Origin of the sequence: Paenibacillus tundrae, assembly GCF_030812775.1 — a bacterium.
In the GTDB taxonomy this organism is placed as follows: Bacteria; Bacillota; Bacilli; order Paenibacillales; family Paenibacillaceae; genus Paenibacillus; species Paenibacillus tundrae_A.
In genome coordinates this window covers 369,107-394,497 of sequence record NZ_JAUSTI010000001.1, presented here as the reverse complement: position 1 = coordinate 394,497, position 25,391 = coordinate 369,107, and the positions used below count along the sequence as shown (strand labels likewise).

Here is a 25,391-nt window from a genome sequence, read left to right as displayed (position 1 = left end):
CAATGAGTTTTGTTTATTTTATCTTACTTTCAGCCTGTTTACCTTTCTCTACCAATAGATCATAAGCTGCTTCCAATGTCACTTGACCAAACATAACGCTCTCCATCTCCGACCTATACGTAGCCGTAAAATCTTCAGCACCAGCAGGCGCAGGATAGAAAGGTAATGCCTTCGGTTTAGCAACATCAAGCAATTCTTTACCAAAACGTTCTCCATCCGTAAGATTAGGCTCAAGGGAAGCGTACACTTCATCATCAATTGGAATACCACGTGTCATCCCCAAAATTTGACCTGCTTCTGGGTCAGATATGAACCATTTGATAAACTCTTTCGCTTGCTCGACATTTTTGGAATTGGCACTTACAGAGAAGAAAATCGTTGACTGAGCCCAGCCACCTCCGCTCTCTCCGATCGGATTGCTATTCACGGCTAACTGACCTGGTTTAAGTGCTTCAATTGCACTCGCCGAGCCTACCGATGCTGTACGAAGCATAACTTTACCAGAACCCAGTGAGTCGAGCTGTGGATCATTCTCTTTAAAAGCTAGCTGCTGATCTGCCGGCGGTACAATACCTTCTTTTTGAAAATCGGCATAGATGTTGTTAAATTCAAAAAAGCTATCTTTGTCCAGATTGAACTTTCCATCTTGGAAAATAGGCCCTTTACCTTTGGCAGTCTGATAAAATTGATAGAATTCCCAGATGTTGCGCATGTCGTCGATCGGATATTTATCCTCTGGCAGCTTGCTCCGCGCCTCTTTGGCATAAGCAAAGAAATCATCCCAAGTCCAGTTGTTAAAAGGTAATTTGATTCCGTATTTCTCTAGTGTCACTTTATCATAGACCAATCCTGCACCATTGTAGCTCAAAGGTACTCCATACAACTTGCCATCAATCTTGATGTTCTCCAGAATCTTCTCATCCACGATGCCACTCAAGTCTAGATCAGAAAGATCCGCCAGTTGCCCTCGCTTCGCGTAGCCCTGAATATAAGCCGCATCCATTTGCAGAATATCTGGGAGAGAGGATGAAGCCGCAAGAGTAGGAAGCTTCTGCCAGTATCCATCCCATGATGTAAATTCGGTTGTGAGTTTGACATCCGTATGTTTCGATGTGTATAGTTCGATTGCTTTTTTGGTTGCTTCATGCCGAGCATCCGAGCCCCACCACATCATTTTGAGTGTGCCGGTGCCCTGACCTTCACTTGTGCCCGAACCTCCTGCACAGCCTGTCACCATGACCGCAGCCAGCACACCGATCGTCAACGTCTTCAACCAACGTTTACCTTTGATCACCATTGAATGACACTCCCTTGTATGTGAAGTTAATGTGATACCTGTCATCAAAAATCAACCTTTGATCCCTGTTGTCGCGATACCTTCCACAAAATGCTTTTGAGCGATAAAAAAGACGATTGCTGAAGGAATAACGGACAGTAATGACATCGCGAGCAATTGACCCCACTGTACTTCAAACTGATCAATAAACATCCGAAGTCCAAGCCCCACCGTAAACTTTTCTACCGAATTGAGGTATAGCAATTGCGAGAAAAAGTCGTCCCAGCTCCATAAGAAGGTGAAAATCGCTACGGTCACAAGTGCAGGCTTGATTAGCGGAGCAATAATACGGAAGAAGATCCCGTAAACGGAGGCTCCATCAATCTGCGCCGCTTCATCCAGTTCACGTGGAATGCCACGAATGAATTGCACAATCAAGAATATGAAGAATGCGCCGCCCCCGAAGAAATGTGGCAATATCAGCGGAACATAACTATCCACTAAACCAAGTTTGTTAAATAAAATGTACTGTGGTACAACGGTTACTTGTGAAGGCAGCATCATCGTTAGCAGTAGTATCGAAAACCAGAAGTTACGAAATCGGAAATTTAACCGACCGAATCCATAACCGACTAGAGCTGCTGTTACGACACCACCAAGTACATTCCAAAACTCCATTATTAACGTATTGGCAAAAAATCGAGCAAACGTAAACTCAGACGTAAAGTTCCAGCCGTTGCTGTAGTTCTCCCATAACCAGGTCGTCGGCCACAATGACGGTGAGGATAGTTCAGTCGTGCTTTTGAAGGAGGCTCCAATCCACCATAACACCGGGTAAATCATGAGCAGTGAAAATGGAATCAGAATAAGATGTGCCTTCCATGTCTTCTGACTGCTAGTTATCATTTTGATTTACCTCCTTCGGATTCGTAGAACACCCAGTATTTAGATACGATGAAATTCAGTGCTGTAAAGACACCGATAATGACAAGTAGAATCCATGCCAGCGCTGAAGCATACCCCATTTGAAACTGCTTGAACGCCTTATCATAGAGGAACAATACATACATGTAGGTAGAATTCGCCGGGCCTCCAGCCGTAATGACAAAAGCTGACGTGAACATTTGAAATGAGTTAATAATTCCGAGTACAAGGTTAAAGAACATGACCGGTGAGAGCATCGGGATGGTGATTGAAAAAAATTTACGAATACTACTAGCTCCATCCACAGAGGCGGATTCATATAGATCTTTTGGAATCTGCTTCAATCCAGCTAGAAAAATGACCATTGTTGACCCAAACTGCCAGGCATTCAGCAAGATCAAAGTACCTAGTGCTGTATTCGGATTGGATATCCAGCCGATTCCGGTAACTCCAAACCAACCAAGTACGTGGTTTATGTAACCATCCATGCCGAACATGTTCCGCCACAACGCGGACACTGCAATGCTCCCTCCAATCAAAGACGGAAAGTAAATCGCAGTACGATAAACATTCATGCCCTTAATGTCTTTGTTCAGCAAAATCGCAACCATGAGTGAGAAGAAAAGCTTAATTGGTACCGCTAGTAGCACAAATACAAACGTTACTGTAAGCGATTTCAAAAATAATTTGTCAGATTGTAATATTTCGCTATAGTTACGCGTACCTACCCATGTTGGCGAATCTAAAAGAGAATAATCTGTGAATGAAAGATAGAACGATTGCAGAATCGGCCACAATGTTAATAGCAGAAAACCAATCAGCCAAGGCGAGATAAACACATAACCAGCCACATTCTGCTGGTAGATCCAGCCGATTCCTCGCTTTTTGCCGAACATAGCATTACCCCGTTTCCATTGTAGTCTGTCAGCGTGAAACGCTGTATCTGAGTACATCATAGTCATTTCCTAAGTATACTGTCAACTAATTTGTTGATATTATTATGTTTACAAAATTTTAATAGGTTTACTTTAAGCGTTTACATAGATAAATAATATGAATAATCCTCGTTTGATAGATATTCCCTTCATACCAAATAGGCTATCCTTTACATTCACCTGTAATGGATAACCTCACATGGTTGTATGTTAGACTAGGCTATCAATGCTGCCTTTGATAATCAGTTCACCTTGAATGAGTCTCTTCTCATAAGGCATTCCGATATGCTTCAGCCTCCATTGCATGATTTCCACTGCCTGCACTCCTAGCGCCTCAGTCTCTGCGTTCACAGTACACAACTCAGGATATTGCGCCTGAACGTCAGGATCGTTGTCAAAAGCAACAACTGAAATATCGGCAGGGATTCGTTTACCTTGTCTCTCCAATTCAGCCATGCATAATGAAGCCACCTTGTCGTTGGCACATACTATCGCGGTGGTGGAAGAATTCTCACTGAGCTGTTGCATTGCTGTGCGAATCAGCTCTAGATTTTCATGATGATGCGTGGGTCTAATCTGTAGCAGCTCTTTATGTGGAGTGTAAGGTATACCATTTTCATCAAGAATCGCCTTAAATCCACTCCAACGATCGGCAAAACTACGGGCATACGACCAATCTCCTACAAACTGAATATGTCGATGGCCTTTACCAATCAGAAACTTCGTCAGCTTACGATAGATATCATAATTGTTCATAAACACTGTATCTGAAGCAACTAACTCATCCTCGTGATCTATAATAACAAAAGGAATACCAAGTGAACGTAACTCAACCAGCATAGCTGTATCAATCAGTCCGATCCCGATGATACCTAGTAACGCCTCTGGTCGCATGAGTTTGTTAAAATGATGAGGACTGTCGTCCGTAATGAGTACCGATGAGATCCCGTGCTCTTCTAAACCGCGAAACACCCCTTCAAGCACACGCCCCCAATAAAAAGATTCTCGATTCTGACTACGGATATTGGGAAAAAGGATACCGATCATTCGCTCTTCTTCCTCTGCCTGCGTCTTAGGCGCCATCGTGCGTCTAGTTAGTTGCTGATCCAAATAACCTAGATTCGAAGCCACTTCAAATATGCGCTCACGTGTTGCCGTACTGATGCCTGCCTTGCCAGATAACGCTTTCGATACTGCATATTTGGATACACCTACTCTATCCGCAATTTCCTGCATCGTTACTTTTTTCTTTTTGTCCAACGCTACTCCACCCGCCTCTTCTAAAAGGTTTACAAAACGATTTTGTAAACCAAACTAACACGTTTACATCATAACAAAAGAGATGCATGCTGTATAGGAATCATGTCGCCGTTCCTAAGACTCATCGGGAGTCAACAATGCGCTGAAGGTTGCATAACGTCTAATAACGAACCCAAAAAGGCTAACCGAATGTGCTTCGATTAGCCTTTTCTTATGCCTATAGGTCTATGTTGCTACAAACCAGACTTCTAGACGAAATAGTTTATTCCATTATCGACGAACTTGCGGCCCGCCAACTACAGCTTGTTCCGCTGTGTCGAGGTCATATGCTGTGTGCAATGCCTTGATTACATCATGCAGTTTCTCCCCATCGATGACACAAGAGACTTTAATCTCAGATGTGCTTACCATTTTGATGCTCACACCTTCACCTGAGATCACTTGGAACATCTTCGCAGCCACGCCTGGATGACTCACCATACCTGCGCCTACGATCGATACTTTAACCAAGTTCTCTTCAGAAGTCACTTCACGATACGGTAAACGACTGTGGAGGCTCTCAATGACACGCAATGCGTTCTCACGATCAGACAATGCTACGGAGAAGGAGAAGTCTGCTTTTCCGTCCATAACACCACTTTGCACGATGATATCAACGTCAAGCTGTTCAGACGCCAGAGCACCAAACACCTCTGCCAGAACTCCTGGGGCATCTGGAACACCCAAAATGCTGATGCGAGCTACGTTTTTGTCATAGGCAATACCACTAACCACTACACCTTGTTCCATCGTTGCTTCCTCCTTCACAACCGTTCCTTCATTATGGTTAAAGCTGGATCTTACAATCAAAGGTACACCGGAATGCTTCGCGTACTCCACTGCACGCGGGTGCAACACGGCTGCGCCCAGATTTGCTAATTCCAGCATTTCGTCATACGAAATTTCTTTCAGCTTACGTGCAACCTTCACGATCCTTGGATCAGTAGAATAAATCCCGTCCACATCCGTATAGATCTCGCACGCATCCGCTTGAATAGCTGCTGCCAGCGCTACGGCCGTTGTGTCCGAGCCGCCCCGACCTAATGTAGTGATCTCGCCGTCTTCTGTCATCCCTTGGAAACCTGCAACGATAACAATATTACCGTCCTCAAGCGCTCTCATTACTCGCTCAGGCTGAATATCGTTAATACGCGCTTTGCCATGAACTGGCTCTGTGCGGAAACCAGCTTGCCAGCCTGTAAACGACACAGCTTTGCGTCCAAGTGCTTGAATAGCCATGGATAACAAAGAGATTGAAATCTGTTCTCCAGTCGTAAGCAACATATCCATCTCACGTGCTGGTAACTCACTATTCAATTGTTTCGCTTGATCAATCAAATCATCGGTTGTATCTCCCATTGCCGAAACGACAACTACACACTGATGGCCTTCATCCATTTTCTCTACAACACGTCCAGCTACACGTTTCATACGCTCCGTGTCTCCGACCGAGCTGCCCCCAAATTTCATGACGTACAATGACAACGCAAATCCACTCCCTACCTTGTGCAGTATGCATAATTGATGTCCATCGCCATTATTCTCTCCGAAAAATGACTTTAACCCAGTATATTACGAAAGCGTCTGATAGGCTAACCTTTTTTCGAAAAAACCCTCTGCCAAACAAATGGCAAAGGGTTGAACAGACCGTTTATTCGCTTACAGTCATTGAAAGTTACGCACGGGAAGAGTATTTACCTTCACGTGTATCGATCAGGAGAACGTCACCTTCGTTGATGAACAAAGGAACTTGTACATTCAATCCTGTTTCTACTTTCGCGTTCTTGGTAGCACCTTGTGCAGTGTTACCTTTAACACTTGGCTCTGTTTCGATAACTTTCAACTCCACGCTTGTTGGCAAGTCAATCCCGAGGATTTCACCTTGGTAGCTAACGATTTTTACGTTCATGTTTTCTTTCAGGAAGTTCAATTCCCATTCCAGTTGGTCACTCGTCAAAGTGAACTGGTCATATGTTTCGTTATCCATGAACGTATGCTCTGCACCACTTGCATACAGGTAAGATACGCCACGGTTTTCGATGATTGCACGGCCAATTGTTTCACCTGCACGGAATGTTTTTTCAACTGTGTTACCATTGCGCAAATTTTTCAATTTGGAACGTACAAAGGCAGCGCCTTTACCTGGTTTAACGTGTTGGAAATCAAGTACGGTATAGATATCGTTATCTACTTGTACAGTCAAGCCTGTTTTAAAATCGTTTACTGAAATCACAAAGATCCCTCCTGGTATAGTTGAAAAGTAGGTGATACAAGTCGATGCGTTATTTTAAATATGACTTTGCCTGAATACAATACCATGTGCGGCGTGACCGTTCCAGGTTCGGATCGTTCTTACGATCGCTGTTGTCTTCCTATTTACCTGATTAGACTTTATAAGGATATAAATAGGAAGACAAAGGCGAACGCTAACGCTTCTTCAGAATCGATTCCTTCCCCTTCACTACTACGCTAATTACACATTACGATTGAGGAGAAAATTCATCTTTAAATTAAAAATTCGTTTCTATCACCGGTGGATAGTCATTTAGCCGATAACGGTAAATTTCTTATCCGATTTTGTTAAAATATGAATGCCTGTCTCTGTGATAACCACATCGTCTTCGATGCGTACACCGCCAAGACCGTCGATATAAATACCCGGTTCTACAGTTACAACCATGCCCGGTTTCAATACATCGTCACTAAGCTTGGACAAACGAGGAGATTCATGAACCTCCATACCCAAGCCATGACCTGTGCTATGTCCGAACTGATCTCCGTAGCCGTAGCCTGCAATGACATCACGTGCCAGTGCATCGGCTTCGCGTCCGGTCATACCCGGTTTCAGGTTCTCCAGCGTATGTAACTGGGCTTCCAGTACGATATCATAGATTTTGCGTAGCTCAGGTACAGGTGTACCTGTTGCAATGGTACGAGTCAGATCTGAACAGTAACCGTCCAGCAACGCACCAAAGTCAAACGTAATCAATTCGTTCTGTCCAATGACCTTCTCACTGGCTACCCCGTGTGGCATTGCAGAACGTTCACCTGAGGCAACGATCGTATCAAACGATGAAGATGTCGCACCATGCTTACGCATGAAGAACTCCATCTCCAAATCAACCTCACGCTCAGTCATGCCCGGTTTAGCAAATTGTAAAACGTGGCTGAACGTTGCATCTGCCAAATCTGCTGCTCTTTGCATTACAGCGATTTCATCCTCGTCCTTGAACATGCGAAGTTGTTCCACAACACCGGAGACAGCTTTCAGCTCAACCGGTTGAAGTGTTTCAGCATAAGATGCATGCGTGCCAAATGTCACGCTATCTTGCTCAAAGCCAACTTCCTTGATGTTTGCGGAAAGCAACAGCTCACGCACGGAATCCATCGGTTTTGGTCCGTGTTCCACAACGGTAAATCCTTTAGCTTGTAGGGGTGCTTGTGTCATATAGCGGAAATCGGTCAGCAAGTAAGCTTCCTGTTCCGTAATAAGCACGTATCCCGCTGAACCCGTAAAATTCGTCATGTAACGACGGTTAATCGGATTAGTAATCAGCATAGCCGTGAGTTCACGCTCGCGCATAGCCTCACGCAACTTATTCACTCGTTTGTTTTCCATCGGTAACCCTTCTTTCTCTCACATTCCCGGGTTCCCGGCTCAGGTTTGTTTGTCCAGATGACGCACGAGAGCCAGCAATCCCAGTTCATAGCTTACTTCGCCAAATCCGGCAATCTGCCCGATCGTTTCTGCAGCAATTACTGAATGATGTCTGAACGCTTCGCGTGCATGAATGTTGGATAGATGAACTTCCACTGTAGGGACTTTTACGGCATTAATCGCATCCCGTATAGCGTAGCTGTAATGAGTATAAGCTCCGGCATTCAGCATAATTCCGTCGTCTTCCCCCATCGCTGCGTGGATTCGATCAATGATGTCCCCTTCGTGATTAGATTGATAAAAAGTGATGGAGACGCCCAGCTCTTCAGCCTGTCTGCGAATTTTGTCTTCAATATCCTTCAGACTAAGCGTTCCATAGATGCCAGGTTCACGTACACCTAGCATGTTTAGGTTCGGGCCATTGATCACAACAATTCGTTTCATAGCTGCTCCATCCTCTCTGCAAATAACCATCTGCTATTTTAACACAGCCATTGCCGGATTGAGAAGCTTTTTTGCGGCTATGCTCCTGCTTTCTCTGGCTCACGCTTACGTTCGTCTGTGTACTCCATAGCTACTGTATAACCGATGAAGAGTCCCCACAGCAGGAAGAAACAGAATTCAGTGATGATTGAATCCCAAGTTAATTCATTCTGAGGCTTCATCATATGCACCTTAGGTCCGACCAGCACAAAGATAATAAGCCACCAGATGATTCCGTAGATCATACCCGGGATCGGCCCTTTTAGCTTACGAAGTGTAAAGGTATAGAGAACAGCAGCTAGGATCGAAAACGCGATAAAAAACAACCATCCTGTCAAATGCCCTGCCATGGAATTCACGAATTCATGCTTGAAAAAAGGCTCCGCCAAAAAACCTAGAGGTACAATCGTAAAATGGATGACATACAACAGTAAATATATTGCCCCCCATATAAATCCTGCGAAAAAACCTAATTCCACAGCAAATGGAAACGGCTTGGTCAAGTAATGTGCTTCTCCTTGTTTTTGCTTTCTACGACTGCTCTGTCCAGCCAATCTATTGCGATCTGAAATTTGGTCTTTTCGATGTCCCCGATCTTCTGTATGCTCTGTCAAGTGTTAAGCTCCTTCCATTTTTCTCTTCTACATGGGTACAAGGCTATATCTCCCATTGTGAAGCTTCGATTCACACGGATTGTTTATGGGGTAGTATGTTCCATTCTGACCAAACTTAACAACATCCAGCACGGATTGTCCTGCAAACTAGAAATTGCTCTCAAAATTCGATACAATAGGGTTATCAAACCGCCTTCTACCATGAAGGCATAGAACAGAATAGGAAGGTGAGTAATTTGCCTCAACAATCCAAGCCTGTCAGCTATGGGGGGCAAGCTGTCATTGAAGGCGTAATGTTTGGTGGGAAACACGTCAATGTTACGGCTGTGCGAAGAAAAGACGGCGAGATCACGTATTTGGAAGTTCCCAAGCAAGACAAGTCCTGGGTCATGAAATTGCGGCGGATTCCGTTAGTGCGCGGGATTGTCAGCATTATAGATTCGAGCGTTAAGGGCAGTAAACACCTGAATTACTCTGCTGACGCGTATGCTGATGATGAACTGGAACCGGAAGAAAAAGCAAAACAAAAAGAAAAAGAAGGCTCTGGCTGGAGCCTGAGCATGATTATTGGAGTAACCGCAGTAGCCATACTCTCATTCTTATTCGGGAAGATTGTACTTACCCTGCTACCGGTGGTCATCGAGAATTTTCTTTTCAAGAATGCATTCGACAATCAGTTTTTGCATAATTTACTGGAAGGCGGCATTAAGCTGATTCTGTTGCTTGCTTATCTCTGGTTGATCTCTCAGACACCCATGATTAAACGTTTGTTCCAATACCACGGTGCAGAGCATAAGGTAATCAGTGCTCATGAAGCAGGTGAAGAGCTCACGCCAGAAAATGTGCAAAAATATAGCCGACTTCATTATCGTTGCGGCAGTAGCTTCATTATGTTGACGGTGATTATAGGTGTATTTCTATACTCCCTCTTCACTTACGACAACCTATGGGAACGTATGGGTCAGCGGTTGATTTTGCTACCTGTAGTTCTGGGCATTTCCTTCGAATTGCTGAAAATCACCAATTCCGTTCGTGATATTCCGCTGTTACGCTATCTCGGATATCCGGGGTTGTGGCTACAGTTATTAACGACGAAAGAGCCTACGAATGAACAGGTTGAAGTATCCATCGCCTCATTTAACCGTATGCGTGAGTTGGATGCAAAACTTGCAAATGCTTCTGCAGTGTCAGAAATTTCTGTTGCATCACTTGATCCTGTGAAAGGGTGATTGATATGAACAAGCAGGCGATCTTATTCTGGACGTTCATCACACTTGCTGCTATTGGTGCATTAGGTTATTTAAGCAGCGGTGGAATTTCCCGAATTGTCATACCTCTGATTGTGTTAGGCGGAATATTCCTGCTGTATAAGTATCCTCCCCAGCGCTGGAGACGTAAATCAACGCCTAAGGTTAAACCATCGGCACGAACGATGGCCAAAGTTAATGCACAACAAGGCAGCACCAAAAAGAGTACTAGCGGATCATCCAAGAAACGCAAAGATTATCCGTTCCAAGTCATTCAAGGTCAAAAAGGTAAAAGTGATGAAGATATTCCTAAATTTCACTAACTTTGAATAAAAGGAATCACCAAAAACAGCAACTCTCTATCATGAGAATTGCTGTTTTTTTTTGAGGTAGTGTATCTGAACATTTGAATCTTCCTATACAGGTGTCAGAGGTAGTGATTCGGTTTGTTTTTTCCGAAGTTCTTTGCGCTGCTTATTCAATTGCTCGTCATACAACTTCGTATTCCACCCACTAAAAAACTCCGTGCCGGCAGCTAACCCAGATAAATATAACGCGGTGCTATCCTGGGCTGAAAGGTGAAACTGTGTGGGTTTAATTCCTATTGTCGGTATTTTGATCGTACGGAAACGATTAATCTGTTCGATATATCGCTCATCATGAGCGGTAAGCATCGTCTCCACCAACGCCTGAAGCATGCTGAGCGGCCCTCTAATTCGTGCTGACTTCCCTTCTGTCTTGCCAACCATTTTAAATCCAACGACCGGAATCGGTTCACCGCTTCGCTCTACGCGGTCCCCATCAAATAACCACAACGGAAAATTACTGAGCAACCCACCATCCACCACATACACAAACTGATCGGGAAAACGCATGCCTTTAGACAGGATCGGAGATCTTCGAATAACAACTGGATCGAAAAAGTAAGGAATGCTACAGCTCATGCGAACAGCCTTGGCTACCTCAAGCTTACTTGGATCAATCCCAAAGCGCCCAATATCGTCAGGTAAAACCAATATCGTGCCGTTTGTAATATCCGATGCGGTGATGAGCAATTTACCTTTTGGAAGATCCGCAAAGGTTCGAATTCCTTTTTGCTTCAGCATATTGCGAATCCATTCTTCGAGTGCTTCCCCAGAGTATAGCCCCTTCTTCAGAAACAACCTCGCCGCAGGACCGATCCAGCGTACATCAAATATAGGAGAACGACGCAGCAATGAAGCAAATGGCATATTCTCAATAATAGTCTTCATTTCTTCCGCTCGGTATCCTGCCGCAATCAGAGCAGCCACAATGGAGCCAGAAGATGTACCTGCCACACGGTGAAACACCATATCGTAATCCTGCGCTGCCTGCACTGCACCCGCAAGTGAGATCCCTTTGACGCCTCCACCTTCAAACACCGCATTAATTAACATGCTAAATACCCCCGTTCTCCAGACAGCCATGTTTCTACTGCAACTGTATGAGAACAGGGGTTGGTTATATTACGTATATCACACTAAAAAATTCTATAGTCCATAATATGCTTTGAGTCTAGCGATCAAGCCCAATGTATTCTTCGTTAAATGCTGTGAGCTGAAGTAGATATCACCCTTGATCAAGTCATACTTTTCATTATACATGAGCTGGTCTATAATCTCCTGTGAGGTATTCCAGCCAATCTCGGATGTCCCCAGCTTATAAGGCGCATGGCCAATGTACAGTTTAACGTTGGTGTTCGCTACCTCATTAACCCACCAGTCCACAACTTTATCATATCGAGCAGCACTTAGTGTCATACTCCAGTACACTTGAGGTGCGACATAATCAATCCAGCCTTGCTTGATCCATGTGCGAACATCTGCATGCATGCTGTCATAAGCCGGCACTCCTGCTCTTGTATCGGATCCTGTTGGGTCATCCGCTTTATTACGCCACACGCCAAAAGGACTAATGCCGTATTGAACGTTGGGCTTTACACGGTGTACACTCTCTCCAAGCTGCTTCACAAATTGATTAATATTATCGCGTCTCCACTCCGCACGATCCTTGGTATTCAATGTATTATAGGTCTTGAATGCCGCATCATCATTAAATGTAGCGTTAGACGGATAGAAATAATCATCCAAATGCACACCATCAATATCATACTGATTAACCACTTCCATGATTGTATCAATAATATGTTGTCTGGCTTGCGGCATACCTGGATTGATATAAAGCTTGCCTGATACATTGACAATCCAGTCTGGATGTAATTTCGAAACATGATTCGCTGCCAATCCGCTGGTACTCGCTGAATTCGTAGCACGGAACGGATTGAACCAAGCATGGAACTCCATCCCACGTTGATGTGCTTCTTCGATCATAAACGACAGTGGATCATACCCTGGATCTTTACCTTGAGTTCCCGTGAGAACCGTATTCCATGGCACAAGTCCTGAGGGATAGATTGCATCAGCATTCGCCCGAACCTGAACGAATACCGCATTGATTCCCATGTCCTTTAATGCATCTAGCTGCTGTGTGTACTCTTGTTTTTGCTTCGTAATGTTGTTTCTTGCGCCAGATGACGGCCAATCACCGTTTACTGTTGAAATCCAAGCCCCACGCATCTCTTCTGAAGCAGGCGTCTGTCCAGTGCCACCTGGTTCAGCAGGAACAGCCGGGGTAGGGGTAGGCGTTGGTGAAGGTGTCGATGTTCCTTCATCTGTCGACAAATCGATAACTTGCTCCGATTGATTCCAATTCACTCGAATTCCGAGATTCTCACTGACAAAACGAATAGGAACCATGACACGACCTTGCTTCAGTTCTACAGAAGCATCCAAACCAACCACTGTGTTATCCACGGTAGCTTGCTGACGACCACTGGTCATGCTGATGACTGAATCAGCCTTTTTGATCGTTACGGTACGTGTCGCTTGAGACCATAATACCGAAGCCCCCAGCCCTTCACTAATGACTCGCAAAGGAACCATGGTTACATTCACCTTAGGGATAATGTAAGGCGATACATCTGAGTCTAAGCGTTGTCCGTCCAAGTTAATGACGATTTCCTTCTGTCCTGCTGCCTGTGCCGTCATTCCTGCTGTCTGCAAACCCAGCACAAAAATAAGCAACAGGATTAATCCTTTACGAAACTTCATCGATAACAATCCTCCATCATTTTTTAAACTCGCGGCAAATTCTGCTAGTTTAATAGACGCTCCTACGGATGGTTTAGTTGCGATCAATCACCAAATGTTGGGTAGAAAAAAACCAGCTTACGCGCTTTATCACATGACGATAAGCATCGTTGGCTGGTTTTCAGAAGGCTTTTACAAGCATTCATTTCGCATCATTTCATTACTTATGATCCAATTTCGATGTTAAGAATATCTATTACGATTCTGTATTACTCATAACATCTTGCAGGTTTTTGAGGTCACGCAACCGACTCTCATCTTGACGGAAATACTCGACTAAAGACTCGATACACGTAATTGAATCCCAGCTTAAGTGGTGTTCAATTCCTTCTACGTCCTTATAGATATTTTCCTCTTGGACACCAATCGTTGTCAAAAATTGCTCAAGCAGATGATGGCGCTCCATCAACCGTTTCCCCATCTTTTTACCTTTTGGAGTGAGTACCAAGCCGCGGTACTTCTCATAGATCAAGTACTCGTCTTTGTCCAGCTTCTGGATCATTTTCGTCACCGATGAAGGATGCACTTCCAATCCTTCAGCTATATCAGACACACGAGCATAGCCCTTTTCATCAATTAATTTGTATATACGCTCCAAATAATCTTCCATACTGGGCGTTGGCATCTGCTTCCCTCTCTTCTCTCTGATCGGCAGCTGTTCCTGCCTGATCCCTATCTTATAATGATACATGTTATCAATGCGCATTGGCAAGTCCTCTGGAACTACATGAGCCTGTATTGCGATTTTGAATGTCTAAAAAAGCCCATCCGCACGCAAGTATTGGCAAGGTTGACATCACCCTTCTTGAGACAAACTAAGTACAGTTTCGTATCGAAAGGAGTGTTGATGTGAGTACAAGTGTAGCGCAGCCCCCAGTCCGCAAAGCAAAGGGTACTAAACCCTTTATTCCCGATTTAGTGTATTTTGAACCTGGTGCGCTGGATTATGATAAAGGAAAACGAATCATGGAGTGGGTCACTTCTAGAGATATCCCTTACCAGATGACGACATCCCATAATCGTATCACAAACCTCCCTGGTGAAACGGAGCAAGAAAAGTATCGGATGGCTAAGCGTACACTGGTGGTGGGTGTTCGAAAAACGCTTAAGTTTGATCAATCCAAGCCTTCGGCAGAGTACGCTATTCCAATTTCAACAGGTTGCATGGGTCATTGTCATTATTGTTATCTACAAACCACACTAGGTGCCAAACCTTATGTACGTGTGTATGTGAATACGGAAGAGATTATTGAAGCGGCCAAAGGTTATATCGAGGAGCGTGCTCCTGAAATTACACGATTCGAGGCAGCCTGTACCTCAGATCCAGTAGGACTTGAACACATCACAGAAAATTTAAGTGATCTAATTCGATTTATGGCTGACGAAGAGTACGGGCGATTGCGATTTGTAACCAAATATCATCACGTTGATCCATTGTTAAACCTGAAACATAACGGTCACACCCGAATCCGGTTTAGCGTTAATTCCGATTATGTCATCAAAAACTTCGAACCAGCAACGTCCCGCTTTGAAGAACGGATCGAAGCTGCCGGTAAGATTGCCCATGCCGGTTATCCCCTAGGTTTCATCATTGCCCCGATAATGTGGTATGACGGATGGGAAGAAGGATACTCGGAATTGCTACAAAAGCTTGCAGATACATTGCCTGACGAAGCAACCAAGGATCTCACGTTTGAGATGATCCAGCACCGTTTTACCAAAACAGCAAAAGCGACCATTGAAAAGCGTTACCCCAAAACGAAACTTGAGATGGATATGGAAAAACGTAAGATGAAGTGGGGACGCTGGGGGCAATATAAGTATGTGTATAAAGACGACCAACAAGACGCTCTGCGTGAATTCATTACGGAACGGATTTTCGAGCATTTTCCTTTAGCCAACATTGATTACTTCACCTAAAATCACACACAATCCAGCGTAATGATATGGATACGCACTTCTATATGGATTCCTACAAACAAAAAGCAGGTTACATGATCCAGAATAATCTGGGCTCCCATGTAGCCTGCTTTTGTATACCCTTATTCATACCCTTTTATAAACTCACCGGTTCACACATGAAGCCATTCGTCAGATGATCATCCAATCGGGTGTGATGCTCTGCAACCAAATCGTTATTTTGGTCATCTGACCGGTGTATAGCAAAATACCCATAAAGACCATCAAAGCTCCACCAACCTTCATCAACACATTCGAATAACGCAAAATCCAGCGCGTTGAACCGATGAAGAAGGCTAAGACAAAGAATGGCAAAGCAAAACCGACAGTGTACCCTGTAATCAATGTAAACCAAGTTGTTGGCTCACTAGCAGCCATCGCAATAATCGCAGTCAGGATTGGCCCGATACACGGTGACCAACCAGCGGAGAACCCTATACCGAAGATAAAAGAGCCAAGGTACCCTGCTGGTTTCCACTTCATATCCATCTTTCGTTCTTTCATAAGAAACTGCGGTTTGAATACCCCGAGCAAAAACAACCCCATCAATATAATTAAAATAGCAGATAACTGACGGATCAATTCTCGATGATCATTGAAAAACTGACCAAATAATCCAGCTCCCAGCCCAAGTGTATAAAATACAGCTGAAAAGCCTAAAATAAACGCCAGCGTATGAGTCAACGTTTTAAAACGAACTTCTCGCAGATTACGATCATCCTTCAAGCGTTGCACCGTCATGCCTGTAATATAAGACAAGTATGACGGATACAGTGGAAGACAGCATGGTGATATAAACGAAGCTACTCCTGCAACAAAAGCCACCCATACGTTAACATCAGGCATGATGCGGATGTCTCCCTTCTCCGGGCTCGCTTGCTTACTCGTTCAGTCGTTAGGCACGGAACCCTTTTTTTCCAATCATCGTCAGAATAAGCATCGTGATGAGTAGCAATACAATCGTTGCTCCTGGTGCGAGATTCCAAATCCCGGCTACAACCAGTCCAATAACAACGGCAATTTCACCAATAACTACGGACAAAATAATTGCTGACTTGAAGCTCCGCGCCATCAGAAGGCTGACAGCCACCGGAATCGTTAATAGTGCTGATACAAGCAGAGCACCTACGATTTTAATAGCTGTACTGATCACGAGCGCAGTCATTATTGTAATCAACATGTTTAACAACCGGACAGGCAAGCCCGTAACTGCTGCTGCATCCTCTTCAAAACTAAGCAGGAAAAATTCTTTATGTAACAGAGCTACAACGATGACCACAATTAGAGTGACCACCCCTACTAGTTTCAAATCCGTGGCATCCAGAGTATAAATACTTCCGAATAAATAACTCATAACATCTGTGTTATACCCTTTGCCTAACGTGAAGAACAGTGAAGCCAGTGCTACGCCTCCGGACATAATAATCGCAATAGATAGTTCTGCATAACTCTTGTATGCCTTACGCAGCTTCTCAATCGCAAACGAAGCCAGTACCGCAAATACAAGCCCTACCCCAATCGGATATACCTCAATTAGGAATCCAAGTGCAACCCCCGCAATCGTCACATGAGAGAGCGTGTCCCCAATCATCGACAAACGTCGTAACACCAGAAATAACCCGATCAACGGAGCAGTGATCCCAATTAACAATCCACCGGCTAGTGCCCGCTGAAAAAAATCACTCATTAATATTTCCAAAACATACACGACTCCTTCTTCGGCCTTGCTCTAATCCAACCGCGCCCTACACGGCATCTATTTCACCAAGGAAGTAGTATGCTGTAGATTCGTTTCTGCACAGTCTTCAATCTCATGAGAATGGCGAACATGAAAATGAATTTTACCATTCGTAACCGCCGCCTGCGAACCCAGATAGTTCTCCATCCGATCCATATCATGGGATACCATCAAAAACGTCATACGGTGGTGTTCATGCATATGGGTAATTAATTCGAAGAAGCTGTCCTGCGATTCCGCATCGATTCCAACCGTTGGTTCATCCAAAATAAGCAAATCTGGATGATTGATCAGCGCTCTAGCGAGAAACACACGCTGTTGCTGCCCTCCGGATAATTGTCCAATCCGCTTGTTCGCCAGATCCTCAATGCGCATCACCTGTAAGGCATCTGTGCATTGTTGCTGCGCTTTACGCGACATTCTCCGAAACATATTTTTGTTATTGTACAAGCCAGACATGACCACTTCACGCACTGTTGCTGGAAATAGTGGATTAAACGCATTTTTTTGCGGCACGTAACCAATCCGCTCCCAGTCCTTGAACCGGCGAATGGATTGTCCGAACAGCTTGATATCACCCTGTGCAGGAGGCAACAGACCTACAAGCATTCGCAGTAAAGTCGTTTTTCCCGCTCCATTCGAACCGATAATACCAACAAAGTCTCGTTCTTTAACCATAAAATTAAGATCATTGATCACTTTCTGGTCTCCATAAGAGAAGGAAAGCTTCTCGATCTCGATGATTGGATCATGACATAGTGGCATGATTTGCTGCATTGCAAAGCCGCCCTTCATTATATATGAGGATTCTAAGTTAAAATCCTTCAGTCTACCTTATTTTAATGCGATCAATAGATTTTGCAAATTTTTTTCCATCAAAGTGAAGTAATCATCACCATTATCCACCTGTTCTTTGGTCAATCCTTCAACTGGATTTAATACCATCGTCTCTACGCCTGCTTCACTCGCGAGTGTTTTGGCAAGTTTATCAGATACAAGCTCTTCGAAGAAAATATACTTAATGCCTTCATCCTTAACGAGCTTCGCCAGGCTAACGATGTCCTGCCCCGTCGGTTCAGCATCAGGAGATAGTCCCATAATAGCATGTTGAGTCAATCCATAATCGCGCGCTAAGTACCCAAACGCCTGATGAGAGACAACAATTTCTTTATTCGGGACTTGAGATAACTGTTCCGTAAAGCGTTGATCAAGTGTTACAAGTTTAGCATGCAGTTCTTCATAACGCTCTTCATACCCTGCTTGGTGGGCAGGATCTGCTTCAACGAGACTATTTTTAATATTCTCTGCCATAATCATAGCCGATTTAGGACTTACCCATGTGTGTGGATCAACATGATGGTCCGCAACTTCTTCAGTGGCCGTTTCCTCATCAGAATGTTCACCCTCGTGCTCATCTGCATGTTCGTCTGCGTGCTCTTCATCATGCTCTGCACCATGACCGTGTCCGTCATCCCCTTCAGTCGTTAACAGCGTAACGCCTTCACTGACAGCGACAGATTTTACTTGTGTATCACTGTTCAATGATTTGAGGAAATTAGGAACCCAACCCTCAAGACCTGCACCATTATAAAGAAACAATTGAGCTTTGGATGTATTAACAATATCCTGGCTCTTAGGCGTCCATTCATGGGGTTCAACACCCGTAGGCAGCAAATTAATTACATTCGCATCTTCTCCACCAATGGCTGCTGTAAATGCATATACAGGATAAAAGGTCGTGACAACATTCACTTTATCTTCCACAATCTTGGCATTATTCGATGTACTCTGACCACAAGCCGTTAAGAGAACCAAGCTAACAATAAGGAAGCTGCTCCATACCCACTTCATCCGGTTCATACCTGTATGCTTCGATGCATGATTCTGCTCATCTTTATTCCTGTTTATTAAACGCATGTTTATAATCACTCCGTATCTCTTAATCGTAAATATTACTGAAAGAATTATAGGGAACCTGTCTCTCATTGTCAAGCAGCTTTCCTATTCATTCTAACCTGGTATACAGAGTTCATAACAATATATGCTTGTTTTTTCACGATCAGATCAGAAGTTACAGCATATATGCAAAGAAGATGACCCGAATGATCGGGTCACCTCTTGAGAATAACCATATGTTAACCTTGATTCGATATGTCCCACTGAACGGTTACATATGAGTCTCGGCGTTAAAGCTTCTTATTTAACTTGAGCACCGTTAGGCATGTTATCAGGTACGGTAGCGAGTGTAAGCTGATCTCCATGGGATGCAGCCAAAATCATGCCCTGAGACAGTTCTCCACGTAATTTTACAGGTTTCAGGTTGGTAACACAGATGACTTTGCGTCCCACCATCTCTTCTGGAGAGTAGAACTTGGCAATGCCAGACACAACCTGACGTTTCTCATAACCAAGATCGAGCTGAAGTTTCAACAGCTTATCTGCTTTTTTGACAGGCTCACAGGCAATAACCTGAGCAACACGCAGTTCTACTTTTGCAAAATCATCAATGCCGATCTCTTCTTTGCCTTCTGGCGCAGACACAGGTTCAGTCGCCTCCGAAGCAGCTTGTGGAGCTTCAGACTGTTCCTCGGTTTTCTTACCACCAGTCATTGCCTCGGAGATATAAGCAATCTCCTGTTCGGAGTCAAGACGTGGGAAGATTGGATCACCTTTCTGCAAAGCATTACCAGCCGGAATTACGCCCCATTGCTTCGCCGTATCCCAAGCAGTAAGCTCGCCTTCTTGGATACCTAGCTGTTCCCAGATTTTACGCGGAGCGCGGGTCAGGAATGGCTGTAGCAGGATGGAAGAAATCCGCAAGCTTTCAATTAAATGAGCCATTACAGAGGCAAGTTCATCGCGTTTAGCTTCATCACGAGCTAGTGCCCACGGCTGTGTCTCATCAATATATTTGTTACTGCGGCTAACGAATTGGCTGATCGCTGTCAACGCAACGGAGAATTGCAGATTCTCCATAGCTGTTTCTACTTTATCCACAGCTGCTTGACCTGCTTCTTCGAGCGATACATCAAACTCGGTTATACCCGATGCAAATGCAGGCGCTTGGCCTCCGAAGTATTTATCAACCATAGCGACTGTACGGTTCAACAGATTACCAAGATCGTTGGCAAGATCCGAATTCACACGATCTACGAAGCTTTCTGGTGTAAACGTACCATCTGAACCAAATGGAACTTCACGAAGCAGGTAGTAACGAAGAGAATCCAGACCATAACGATCAATCAAAGTTACCGGATCAACAACATTACCTTTAGATTTGGACATTTTGCCATCCTTCATCAACAACCAACCATGTGCAAACACTTTTTTCGGCAATGGCAGATCAAGCGCCATCAGCATGATTGGCCAGTAAATCGTGTGGAAACGAACAATCTCTTTACCTACCAGATGAACGTCCGCAGGCCAGAATTTATTGTACAGGGTAGGATCAGATGAACCATAGCCTAGAGCTGTAATATAGTTGGACAACGCATCAATCCACACGTACACGACATGCTTCGGATCGCCTTTTACTTTTACGCCCCACTCAAATGTTGTACGCGAAACAGCGAGATCTTCCAAACCTGGCTTGATAAAGTTGTTAATCATTTCGTTCTTACGGGATTCCGGTTGAATGAATCCTGGGTTATCCTCATAATACTTGAGCAAGCGATCAGCATATTTACTCATGCGGAAGAAGTAGGATTCTTCTTTCACGAGCTCAACGGGATGTCCGCTATCCGGGCTCTTCGCTGAAATGATCTCACCTTTATCGTTCTTCTCTACATCGACCAATTGCGTCTCCGTATAATACGTTTCGTCTGGAATACTGTACCAGCCTTCATACTCACCTTTGTAAATATCTCCTTGCTTCAGCAAACGGTCAAAAATATCTTGAACCACCGTTTTATGACGCTCTTCCGTTGTACGGATAAAATCATCATTGGAGATGTCCAGCTTGTTCCACAACTCTTTGATGCCTACCACGATGTCATCTACAAAAGACTGAGGCGATTGACCTTTTTCCTGTGCTTTGCGTTCAATCTTCTGTCCGTGCTCATCCGTGCCTGTTAAGTAGCGAACCTCGTATCCACGTAGACGCTTGTAACGCACCATTGCATCACCAGCTACCGTTGTGTACGCATGCCCAATATGCAATTTGTCGCTTGGATAGTAGATCGGTGTTGTTAAATAAAATGTTTTTTGATCAGCCATGAATGACTTCTCCTCCTTTAATCCGTTTCACAATAGTTTGAAAAAGAACACAAAAAACTCCCGTCCCTATGGGACGAGAGTTGTTCTCACGTGTTACCACCCAAATTCCCTGTATCTTTTGCAAAACACAGGCTCTGTCGGTCCTTCGACCGTCCATTAACGCTGGATCACGCCTCAGCCTTACGACAACGGGTCTCAATCCCTGTGTGTACGCTCGAAAGAGGTTCCTCCAGGACCATTTCCATCCTCCTCCCAGACCGGTTCTCAGCTCATCCGGCTCTCTGCACTGGGGGTGTGTCTGTACTTATCCCTTCACTGGAAATCATTATACGAAAAATATACTGAAACACGACCCTATTTGTCAAGTTCATAGCGGCATTCACCTAGCGTGCCCAGATGAAAGAAAATTCATCTTCACGCAAGATCTTTACTCCGAAATCACCATCGATTTCTCAGTCTTAGGTGGTACCAAGTCGACTCCTCCTGGGTGAAAAGGATGGCATTTGGCGATCCGTTTCGCAGCGAGCAATGAGCCTTTGACCGCCCCGTGCACTTCAATCGCTTCCATTGCGTATGCTGAGCACGTTGGATAGAAGCGGCAGCTCGGTGGCTTCAGGGGAGAAATATAATTACGATAGACCCGTATAGGAGCCTGCATAATTCGGCGAGATATTTTCATTATTAATGTTTCCCATGGGAATGTTGATGTCCCGATGCAACTTTGGCTGGTGCATGTTCAGCGCAGTCTTTGCAATATCCGAATACTTCAAATTTATGATCCACGACCTGAAATTGTTCGGGCGCGTCTGCGAGTTGCATTGGGCAGAACACGATCGGATATGTCTTCTGACATTTCAGACAGATCATGTGGTGGTGGTGGTGATCCTCGCTACAAGAAGCTCTAAACTTCACACCATCTTCAAAAACGACCTGCTCCAATACACCTAACTCTTGCATGACACGAAGATTACGATACACCGTATCAAAGCTCAGTCCACTATAAGTTTTCCCCATATATTCATAAACATCCTTAGGCGTTAAATACCCTGGAGATTCCGCAAACAAACGAGCCAACGTCTTCCGCTGATCCGTTATGCGAAGTCCCTGCGAGGACATCGTATTAATAATCTGTTCTGTTGACAGCATTACCTAAGCACCTCCTGTCATTCAAGCACTGCAATAATTGATCAATAGTCTAACAAAATGAAAAAAATCAACAACTCTCTTATCATAATGCCCTAAATTGTGTTTAGAGTCAACGAAGCTCCTTAATCGCCTATTTTTCACACTGTCTATATTAAAAAAGGACTCCATGAATGGAGTCCTTCCCGACGGTTCAGAAGAAAATTAATCCTTCAAAATGCGTGTTCAAAAAGGGCGGTTTTCAGTGCCAAGAAGATGGGCGGACTTTTTGAACAACCTCTCATAGACTTTTGGGGTGACAGGGTATATACGATATAAGCTTCACTCCAAACCGTCTTTTGCTTAAACAGTAGCATGTTACGGCTCAACTACTTCTCTTGTGGAAGTGGTGTGAACAGAAGATTCACAGGAAGGTTACTTCCTGGTGCAGCCGAGAATACAATCGTTACACTCTCGCCATATGAGCCTGTACGGTAGAGCACACCTTGTTCGTTAGGAGCACTCAAAGCCTTGTTGCCACTAGAAAGCTGAACAACCTGACCATTCACAAGTGCCACGCCCGAGTATTTGCCTCCACGTGGGTTGAACGAGATTAAGGTGCGTGGAGCCACATTGTTGAGCGTGATTTTGTAGAGTACACCAAAGTTACCAGCGTTGGACGCTATGGTATGAGCCATTGGATCAGTTCCATCCAAATTTGGATCACTTGAGTTATCTCCGAGTGGCAGACGTGCAGGCTTCGAACCTACTTCTTGATCGTACGTAATAATCCGGGTTGCATTAGGATATGTTCCACGGTTATGAACACCGTCGCGATCCAGAACAGGCAGAGTCTGCAGTGCTTCAAAAGGATCCTTATTTTCTTCAATCAAAATTACGTTGTAGTCAAGCGTATAGTCACTAAAAGCGTCAGAATATAGTGAAATAACTTGACCTTCCTTCATTGGAATTGCATTGAGTTCAGTCAAAATGAGCTTACTTTCTCCTGGTTGAATGTAAATTCTCTTCTGATCAGCTCCAGATGCAATGGACGTGAACCACTCATCAATAGACTTTCTCCCAGCTACCGTAGCAAATGGTGTTGGTCCGGCGAAGCCCATATTTTGCTGTTCGAACACAGCTGTATACGGGTTGTTATTTGTTGCGATGACATACATTTTCACTCGTTTACCTGTGTTGTTTACATGGTGAATCATGAAGCGTGTCTGTCCGAATGAAGATTCTTGGTATACAATGCCTTCCGTATTCACGGTTTCCGGACTGTTACTGCGAATCAACAAGCTTGGCTCATCACGATACGTGTAAGGAACTTTTTCCATCGCAGGTACTTCGCCGCCGTTGAAGGTAAATTTGTCACCTACAGGTGTGAACAACTGATTGAAATCGGACAAGCTGTAGAGTGTTTCGCCCGTAATATTAATTGTCTTGGTGTAGCTATCGCTTGCACCATGTTTATCTGTAACTGTAATCGTTACAGTCTTAGGACCCGGTACAAAGAATGCGAGGGCATTATTGTCCCATACCGTTTTGACAATTGCATTTTCGTCATCCGTGCTTTGGTCAATATACGTGATTTTCTCACCCATTTTGTACTCTTCTTTATCTGTTGTAAACATCGCTACTGGTGGAAGATTCGGTTTCTCCACCTTGATTGTCAGCGAGTATGGATCACTCCATTGACCGCTTGAATCTTGGACCGCATAGGTTACTGTGTATGTACCTGGTTGGTCAAATATATCTTGACGGCCTGTCCAACGCTCATCCACAATGGCAAGGCCTTTTGGAGAACTGGATTTCGTTGTATATGTCACTACATCACCAGCAAAAATTTCTTTTTGAACAGTGAAGCTAGCCGCTGGCTTTGTATTCAGGTTCAATACTACAGTCTTCGCCGATTGATTAACTGTATAAGTAATGTTGAGCGCCTGTGTAATGGAAGTCAAAGGCACCATAAACGTATTTTTCTCTTGATAAGCAGGACCCTTCATGGATCTGGATTCACCATTTACCGTATAAATCGTGCTGTTTGTTTTAAAACGAAGTTCATCTTCACCGCTAATAATAATGGTTTCTTTCGTTGTGTTATCGTATTTCACATCATATCCAACCCGATCTACCAGCGCACGGATTGCGACATAAGATACACCATTTTTGACAGCCATCGGTTGTCCTGCAAGGTACGTCTTGCCATCTTGCATCATTTTGTTGCTGTTCATGTATAGCGTCAGATCCCCGCCTGTAGTTCCGGAACCCGCTTGACTGCTAGTAGCCGGCTGTTCAACTTCTACTGGTGTGGGTGCAGGTGTTTCCTCCTCTTCACCCTCAGCTTCTGGCGTTTCTGTTTCCGTTACAGGTTCAACTGGCGTGACCTCTGTTGCTGGAGGTTCTGTTGTTTCAGGTTGTGTTTCTTCCGTCGCATTATTTTGCGCCGGCTGTGTTTCTGTCCCGGTTTTTACATCTGATTCGGAAATCGTTTGTTCTTTTTTCAATACCTCCACGGATTTAACTGTGGCTTTATTTACGGGTGTAGTTTCGCTTTGGTCGGTTGATTGTGCGCTAGCTGGAAGTACTGCAAACGCTTGAAAAACAGCTAAAGCGGTAAGTATGGACAAGTTCTTTTTCAGATTCATTCTTTGTCTTTGGCTCCTTCTGCTCCCATTTTATAAATATCCCCCTCAAAAAGTCATACTATTAGACGCTTGTAAACGGGAAAAGTTGCTAAAAAATTTA

Annotated in this window: 23 protein-coding genes; 3 read left to right on the top strand and 20 right to left on the bottom strand. The window is 44.2% G+C overall.

The annotated features are described in order from the left end of the window. Positions 1-13: 13 nt before the first annotated feature. The 9 genes from J2T19_RS01940 to J2T19_RS01900 all read right to left on the bottom strand — a co-directional run bounded on the left by J2T19_RS01940 (position 14) and on the right by J2T19_RS01900 (position 9,189). Positions 14-1,297: an ABC transporter substrate-binding protein gene (locus tag J2T19_RS01940; protein ID WP_307212555.1), complete on the bottom strand. Its 1,284-nt coding sequence runs from the start codon at positions 1,295-1,297 to the stop codon at positions 14-16. A gap of 51 nt (positions 1,298-1,348) precedes the next feature. Next, positions 1,349-2,182, bottom strand: a complete 834-nt coding sequence (locus J2T19_RS01935; RefSeq protein ID WP_307212553.1) for a carbohydrate ABC transporter permease — start codon at positions 2,180-2,182, stop codon at positions 1,349-1,351. Further along, positions 2,179-3,096 (bottom strand): carbohydrate ABC transporter permease, encoded by a 918-nt coding sequence (locus tag J2T19_RS01930; RefSeq protein ID WP_307213131.1) that lies wholly within the window; start codon positions 3,094-3,096, stop codon positions 2,179-2,181. The genes J2T19_RS01935 and J2T19_RS01930 overlap by 4 nt, the downstream gene beginning before the upstream one ends. 249 nt (positions 3,097-3,345) lie before the next feature. Then, positions 3,346-4,395: a LacI family DNA-binding transcriptional regulator gene (locus J2T19_RS01925; protein ID WP_307212549.1), complete on the bottom strand. Its 1,050-nt coding sequence runs from the start codon at positions 4,393-4,395 to the stop codon at positions 3,346-3,348. A 270-nt stretch (positions 4,396-4,665) separates the two neighbouring features. After that, complete coding sequence (locus J2T19_RS01920) at positions 4,666-5,919, bottom strand: aspartate kinase (protein ID WP_307212546.1); 1,254 nt, start codon at positions 5,917-5,919, stop codon at positions 4,666-4,668. A gap of 190 nt (positions 5,920-6,109) precedes the next feature. Further along, entirely contained in the window at positions 6,110-6,667 is a 558-nt protein-coding gene (gene efp, locus J2T19_RS01915; protein ID WP_056696506.1) for an elongation factor P, read from the bottom strand. 312 nt (positions 6,668-6,979) lie between these two features. Further along, the gene (locus tag J2T19_RS01910; protein WP_307212543.1) at positions 6,980-8,053 is read right to left on the bottom strand and encodes a M24 family metallopeptidase; all 1,074 of its coding nucleotides are present in this window, start codon (positions 8,051-8,053) and stop codon (positions 6,980-6,982) included. Between the two features lie 39 nt (positions 8,054-8,092). Beyond that, on the bottom strand, positions 8,093-8,536 hold the full coding sequence (gene aroQ, locus J2T19_RS01905; RefSeq protein ID WP_307212540.1) for a type II 3-dehydroquinate dehydratase: 444 nt from the start codon (positions 8,534-8,536) through the stop codon (positions 8,093-8,095). Positions 8,537-8,613: 77 nt separating this feature from the next. Continuing rightward, positions 8,614-9,189 (bottom strand): YqhR family membrane protein, encoded by a 576-nt coding sequence (locus tag J2T19_RS01900; RefSeq protein WP_370874769.1) that lies wholly within the window; start codon positions 9,187-9,189, stop codon positions 8,614-8,616. 236 nt (positions 9,190-9,425) lie between these two features. On the opposite strand from J2T19_RS01900, the gene J2T19_RS01895 reads away from it, so the two are divergent. Further along, positions 9,426-10,418, top strand: a complete 993-nt coding sequence (locus J2T19_RS01895; protein WP_307213127.1) for a DUF1385 domain-containing protein — start codon at positions 9,426-9,428, stop codon at positions 10,416-10,418. A gap of 5 nt (positions 10,419-10,423) precedes the next feature. Continuing rightward, positions 10,424-10,759 (top strand): hypothetical protein, encoded by a 336-nt coding sequence (locus J2T19_RS01890; protein WP_307212537.1) that lies wholly within the window; start codon positions 10,424-10,426, stop codon positions 10,757-10,759. Positions 10,760-10,852: 93 nt separating this feature from the next. Here the strand turns inward: J2T19_RS01890 and J2T19_RS01885 are convergent, their stop codons facing one another. From J2T19_RS01885 to mntR, 3 genes are all read right to left on the bottom strand, one after another. Continuing rightward, entirely contained in the window at positions 10,853-11,854 is a 1,002-nt protein-coding gene (locus J2T19_RS01885; RefSeq protein ID WP_307212534.1) for a patatin-like phospholipase family protein, read from the bottom strand. Between the two features lie 93 nt (positions 11,855-11,947). After that, entirely contained in the window at positions 11,948-13,567 is a 1,620-nt protein-coding gene (locus tag J2T19_RS01880; protein ID WP_307212533.1) for a family 10 glycosylhydrolase, read from the bottom strand. 235 nt (positions 13,568-13,802) lie between these two features. Further along, positions 13,803-14,231: a transcriptional regulator MntR gene (mntR, locus tag J2T19_RS01875; RefSeq protein WP_056696954.1), complete on the bottom strand. Its 429-nt coding sequence runs from the start codon at positions 14,229-14,231 to the stop codon at positions 13,803-13,805. A 224-nt stretch (positions 14,232-14,455) separates the two neighbouring features. Here mntR and splB point away from each other — a divergent pair, with 224 nt between their 5' ends. Continuing rightward, on the top strand, positions 14,456-15,526 hold the full coding sequence (gene splB, locus J2T19_RS01870) for a spore photoproduct lyase (RefSeq protein WP_307212531.1): 1,071 nt from the start codon (positions 14,456-14,458) through the stop codon (positions 15,524-15,526). A 171-nt stretch (positions 15,527-15,697) separates the two neighbouring features. Here splB and J2T19_RS01865 read toward each other — a convergent pair whose 3' ends face one another. The 8 genes from J2T19_RS01865 to J2T19_RS01830 all read right to left on the bottom strand — a co-directional run bounded on the left by J2T19_RS01865 (position 15,698) and on the right by J2T19_RS01830 (position 25,291). After that, on the bottom strand, positions 15,698-16,411 hold the full coding sequence (locus tag J2T19_RS01865) for a cytochrome c biogenesis CcdA family protein (protein WP_145045338.1): 714 nt from the start codon (positions 16,409-16,411) through the stop codon (positions 15,698-15,700). Between the two features lie 49 nt (positions 16,412-16,460). Next, on the bottom strand, positions 16,461-17,264 hold the full coding sequence (locus tag J2T19_RS01860) for a metal ABC transporter permease (RefSeq protein ID WP_307212525.1): 804 nt from the start codon (positions 17,262-17,264) through the stop codon (positions 16,461-16,463). 57 nt (positions 17,265-17,321) lie between these two features. After that, entirely contained in the window at positions 17,322-18,098 is a 777-nt protein-coding gene (locus tag J2T19_RS01855) for a metal ABC transporter ATP-binding protein (protein ID WP_307212522.1), read from the bottom strand. 39 nt (positions 18,099-18,137) lie between these two features. Continuing rightward, positions 18,138-19,163, bottom strand: a complete 1,026-nt coding sequence (locus J2T19_RS01850) for a metal ABC transporter solute-binding protein, Zn/Mn family (protein ID WP_307213124.1) — start codon at positions 19,161-19,163, stop codon at positions 18,138-18,140. A gap of 336 nt (positions 19,164-19,499) precedes the next feature. Then, a complete protein-coding gene (gene metG / locus J2T19_RS01845; protein ID WP_307212519.1) occupies positions 19,500-21,518 on the bottom strand; it encodes a methionine--tRNA ligase in 2,019 nt (672 codons plus the stop codon). Positions 21,519-21,945: 427 nt separating this feature from the next. After that, positions 21,946-22,197, bottom strand: coding sequence for a membrane protein insertion efficiency factor YidD (gene yidD / locus J2T19_RS01840; protein ID WP_307212516.1), 252 nt, complete (start codon positions 22,195-22,197; stop codon positions 21,946-21,948). 2 nt (positions 22,198-22,199) lie between these two features. Then, positions 22,200-22,664, bottom strand: a complete 465-nt coding sequence (locus J2T19_RS01835; RefSeq protein WP_056696483.1) for a Fur family transcriptional regulator — start codon at positions 22,662-22,664, stop codon at positions 22,200-22,202. Positions 22,665-23,029: 365 nt separating this feature from the next. After that, positions 23,030-25,291, bottom strand: coding sequence for a stalk domain-containing protein (locus J2T19_RS01830; protein ID WP_307212511.1), 2,262 nt, complete (start codon positions 25,289-25,291; stop codon positions 23,030-23,032). Positions 25,292-25,391 lie beyond the last annotated feature (100 nt).

Coding starts and splice junctions, on each gene's coding strand:
- J2T19_RS01850 (WP_307213124.1), bottom strand. CDS start 19,163: ATGAACCGGATGAAGTGGGTATGGAGCAGCTTCCTTATTGTTAGCTTG.
- mntR (WP_056696954.1), bottom strand. CDS start 14,231: ATGCCAACGCCCAGTATGGAAGATTATTTGGAGCGTATATACAAATTA.
- aroQ (WP_307212540.1), bottom strand. CDS start 8,536: ATGAAACGAATTGTTGTGATCAATGGCCCGAACCTAAACATGCTAGGT.
- J2T19_RS01880 (WP_307212533.1), bottom strand. CDS start 13,567: ATGAAGTTTCGTAAAGGATTAATCCTGTTGCTTATTTTTGTGCTGGGT.
- J2T19_RS01835 (WP_056696483.1), bottom strand. CDS start 22,664: ATGCTGTCAACAGAACAGATTATTAATACGATGTCCTCGCAGGGACTT.
- J2T19_RS01890 (WP_307212537.1), top strand. CDS start 10,424: ATGAACAAGCAGGCGATCTTATTCTGGACGTTCATCACACTTGCTGCT.
- yidD (WP_307212516.1), bottom strand. CDS start 22,197: ATGAAAATATCTCGCCGAATTATGCAGGCTCCTATACGGGTCTATCGT.
- J2T19_RS01935 (WP_307212553.1), bottom strand. CDS start 2,182: ATGATAACTAGCAGTCAGAAGACATGGAAGGCACATCTTATTCTGATT.
- J2T19_RS01885 (WP_307212534.1), bottom strand. CDS start 11,854: ATGTTAATTAATGCGGTGTTTGAAGGTGGAGGCGTCAAAGGGATCTCA.
- J2T19_RS01830 (WP_307212511.1), bottom strand. CDS start 25,291: ATGAATCTGAAAAAGAACTTGTCCATACTTACCGCTTTAGCTGTTTTT.
- J2T19_RS01855 (WP_307212522.1), bottom strand. CDS start 18,098: ATGAAGGGCGGCTTTGCAATGCAGCAAATCATGCCACTATGTCATGAT.
- J2T19_RS01910 (WP_307212543.1), bottom strand. CDS start 8,053: ATGGAAAACAAACGAGTGAATAAGTTGCGTGAGGCTATGCGCGAGCGT.
- J2T19_RS01865 (WP_145045338.1), bottom strand. CDS start 16,411: ATGCCTGATGTTAACGTATGGGTGGCTTTTGTTGCAGGAGTAGCTTCG.
- J2T19_RS01930 (WP_307213131.1), bottom strand. CDS start 3,096: ATGTTCGGCAAAAAGCGAGGAATCGGCTGGATCTACCAGCAGAATGTG.
- metG (WP_307212519.1), bottom strand. CDS start 21,518: ATGGCTGATCAAAAAACATTTTATTTAACAACACCGATCTACTATCCA.
- J2T19_RS01940 (WP_307212555.1), bottom strand. CDS start 1,297: ATGGTGATCAAAGGTAAACGTTGGTTGAAGACGTTGACGATCGGTGTG.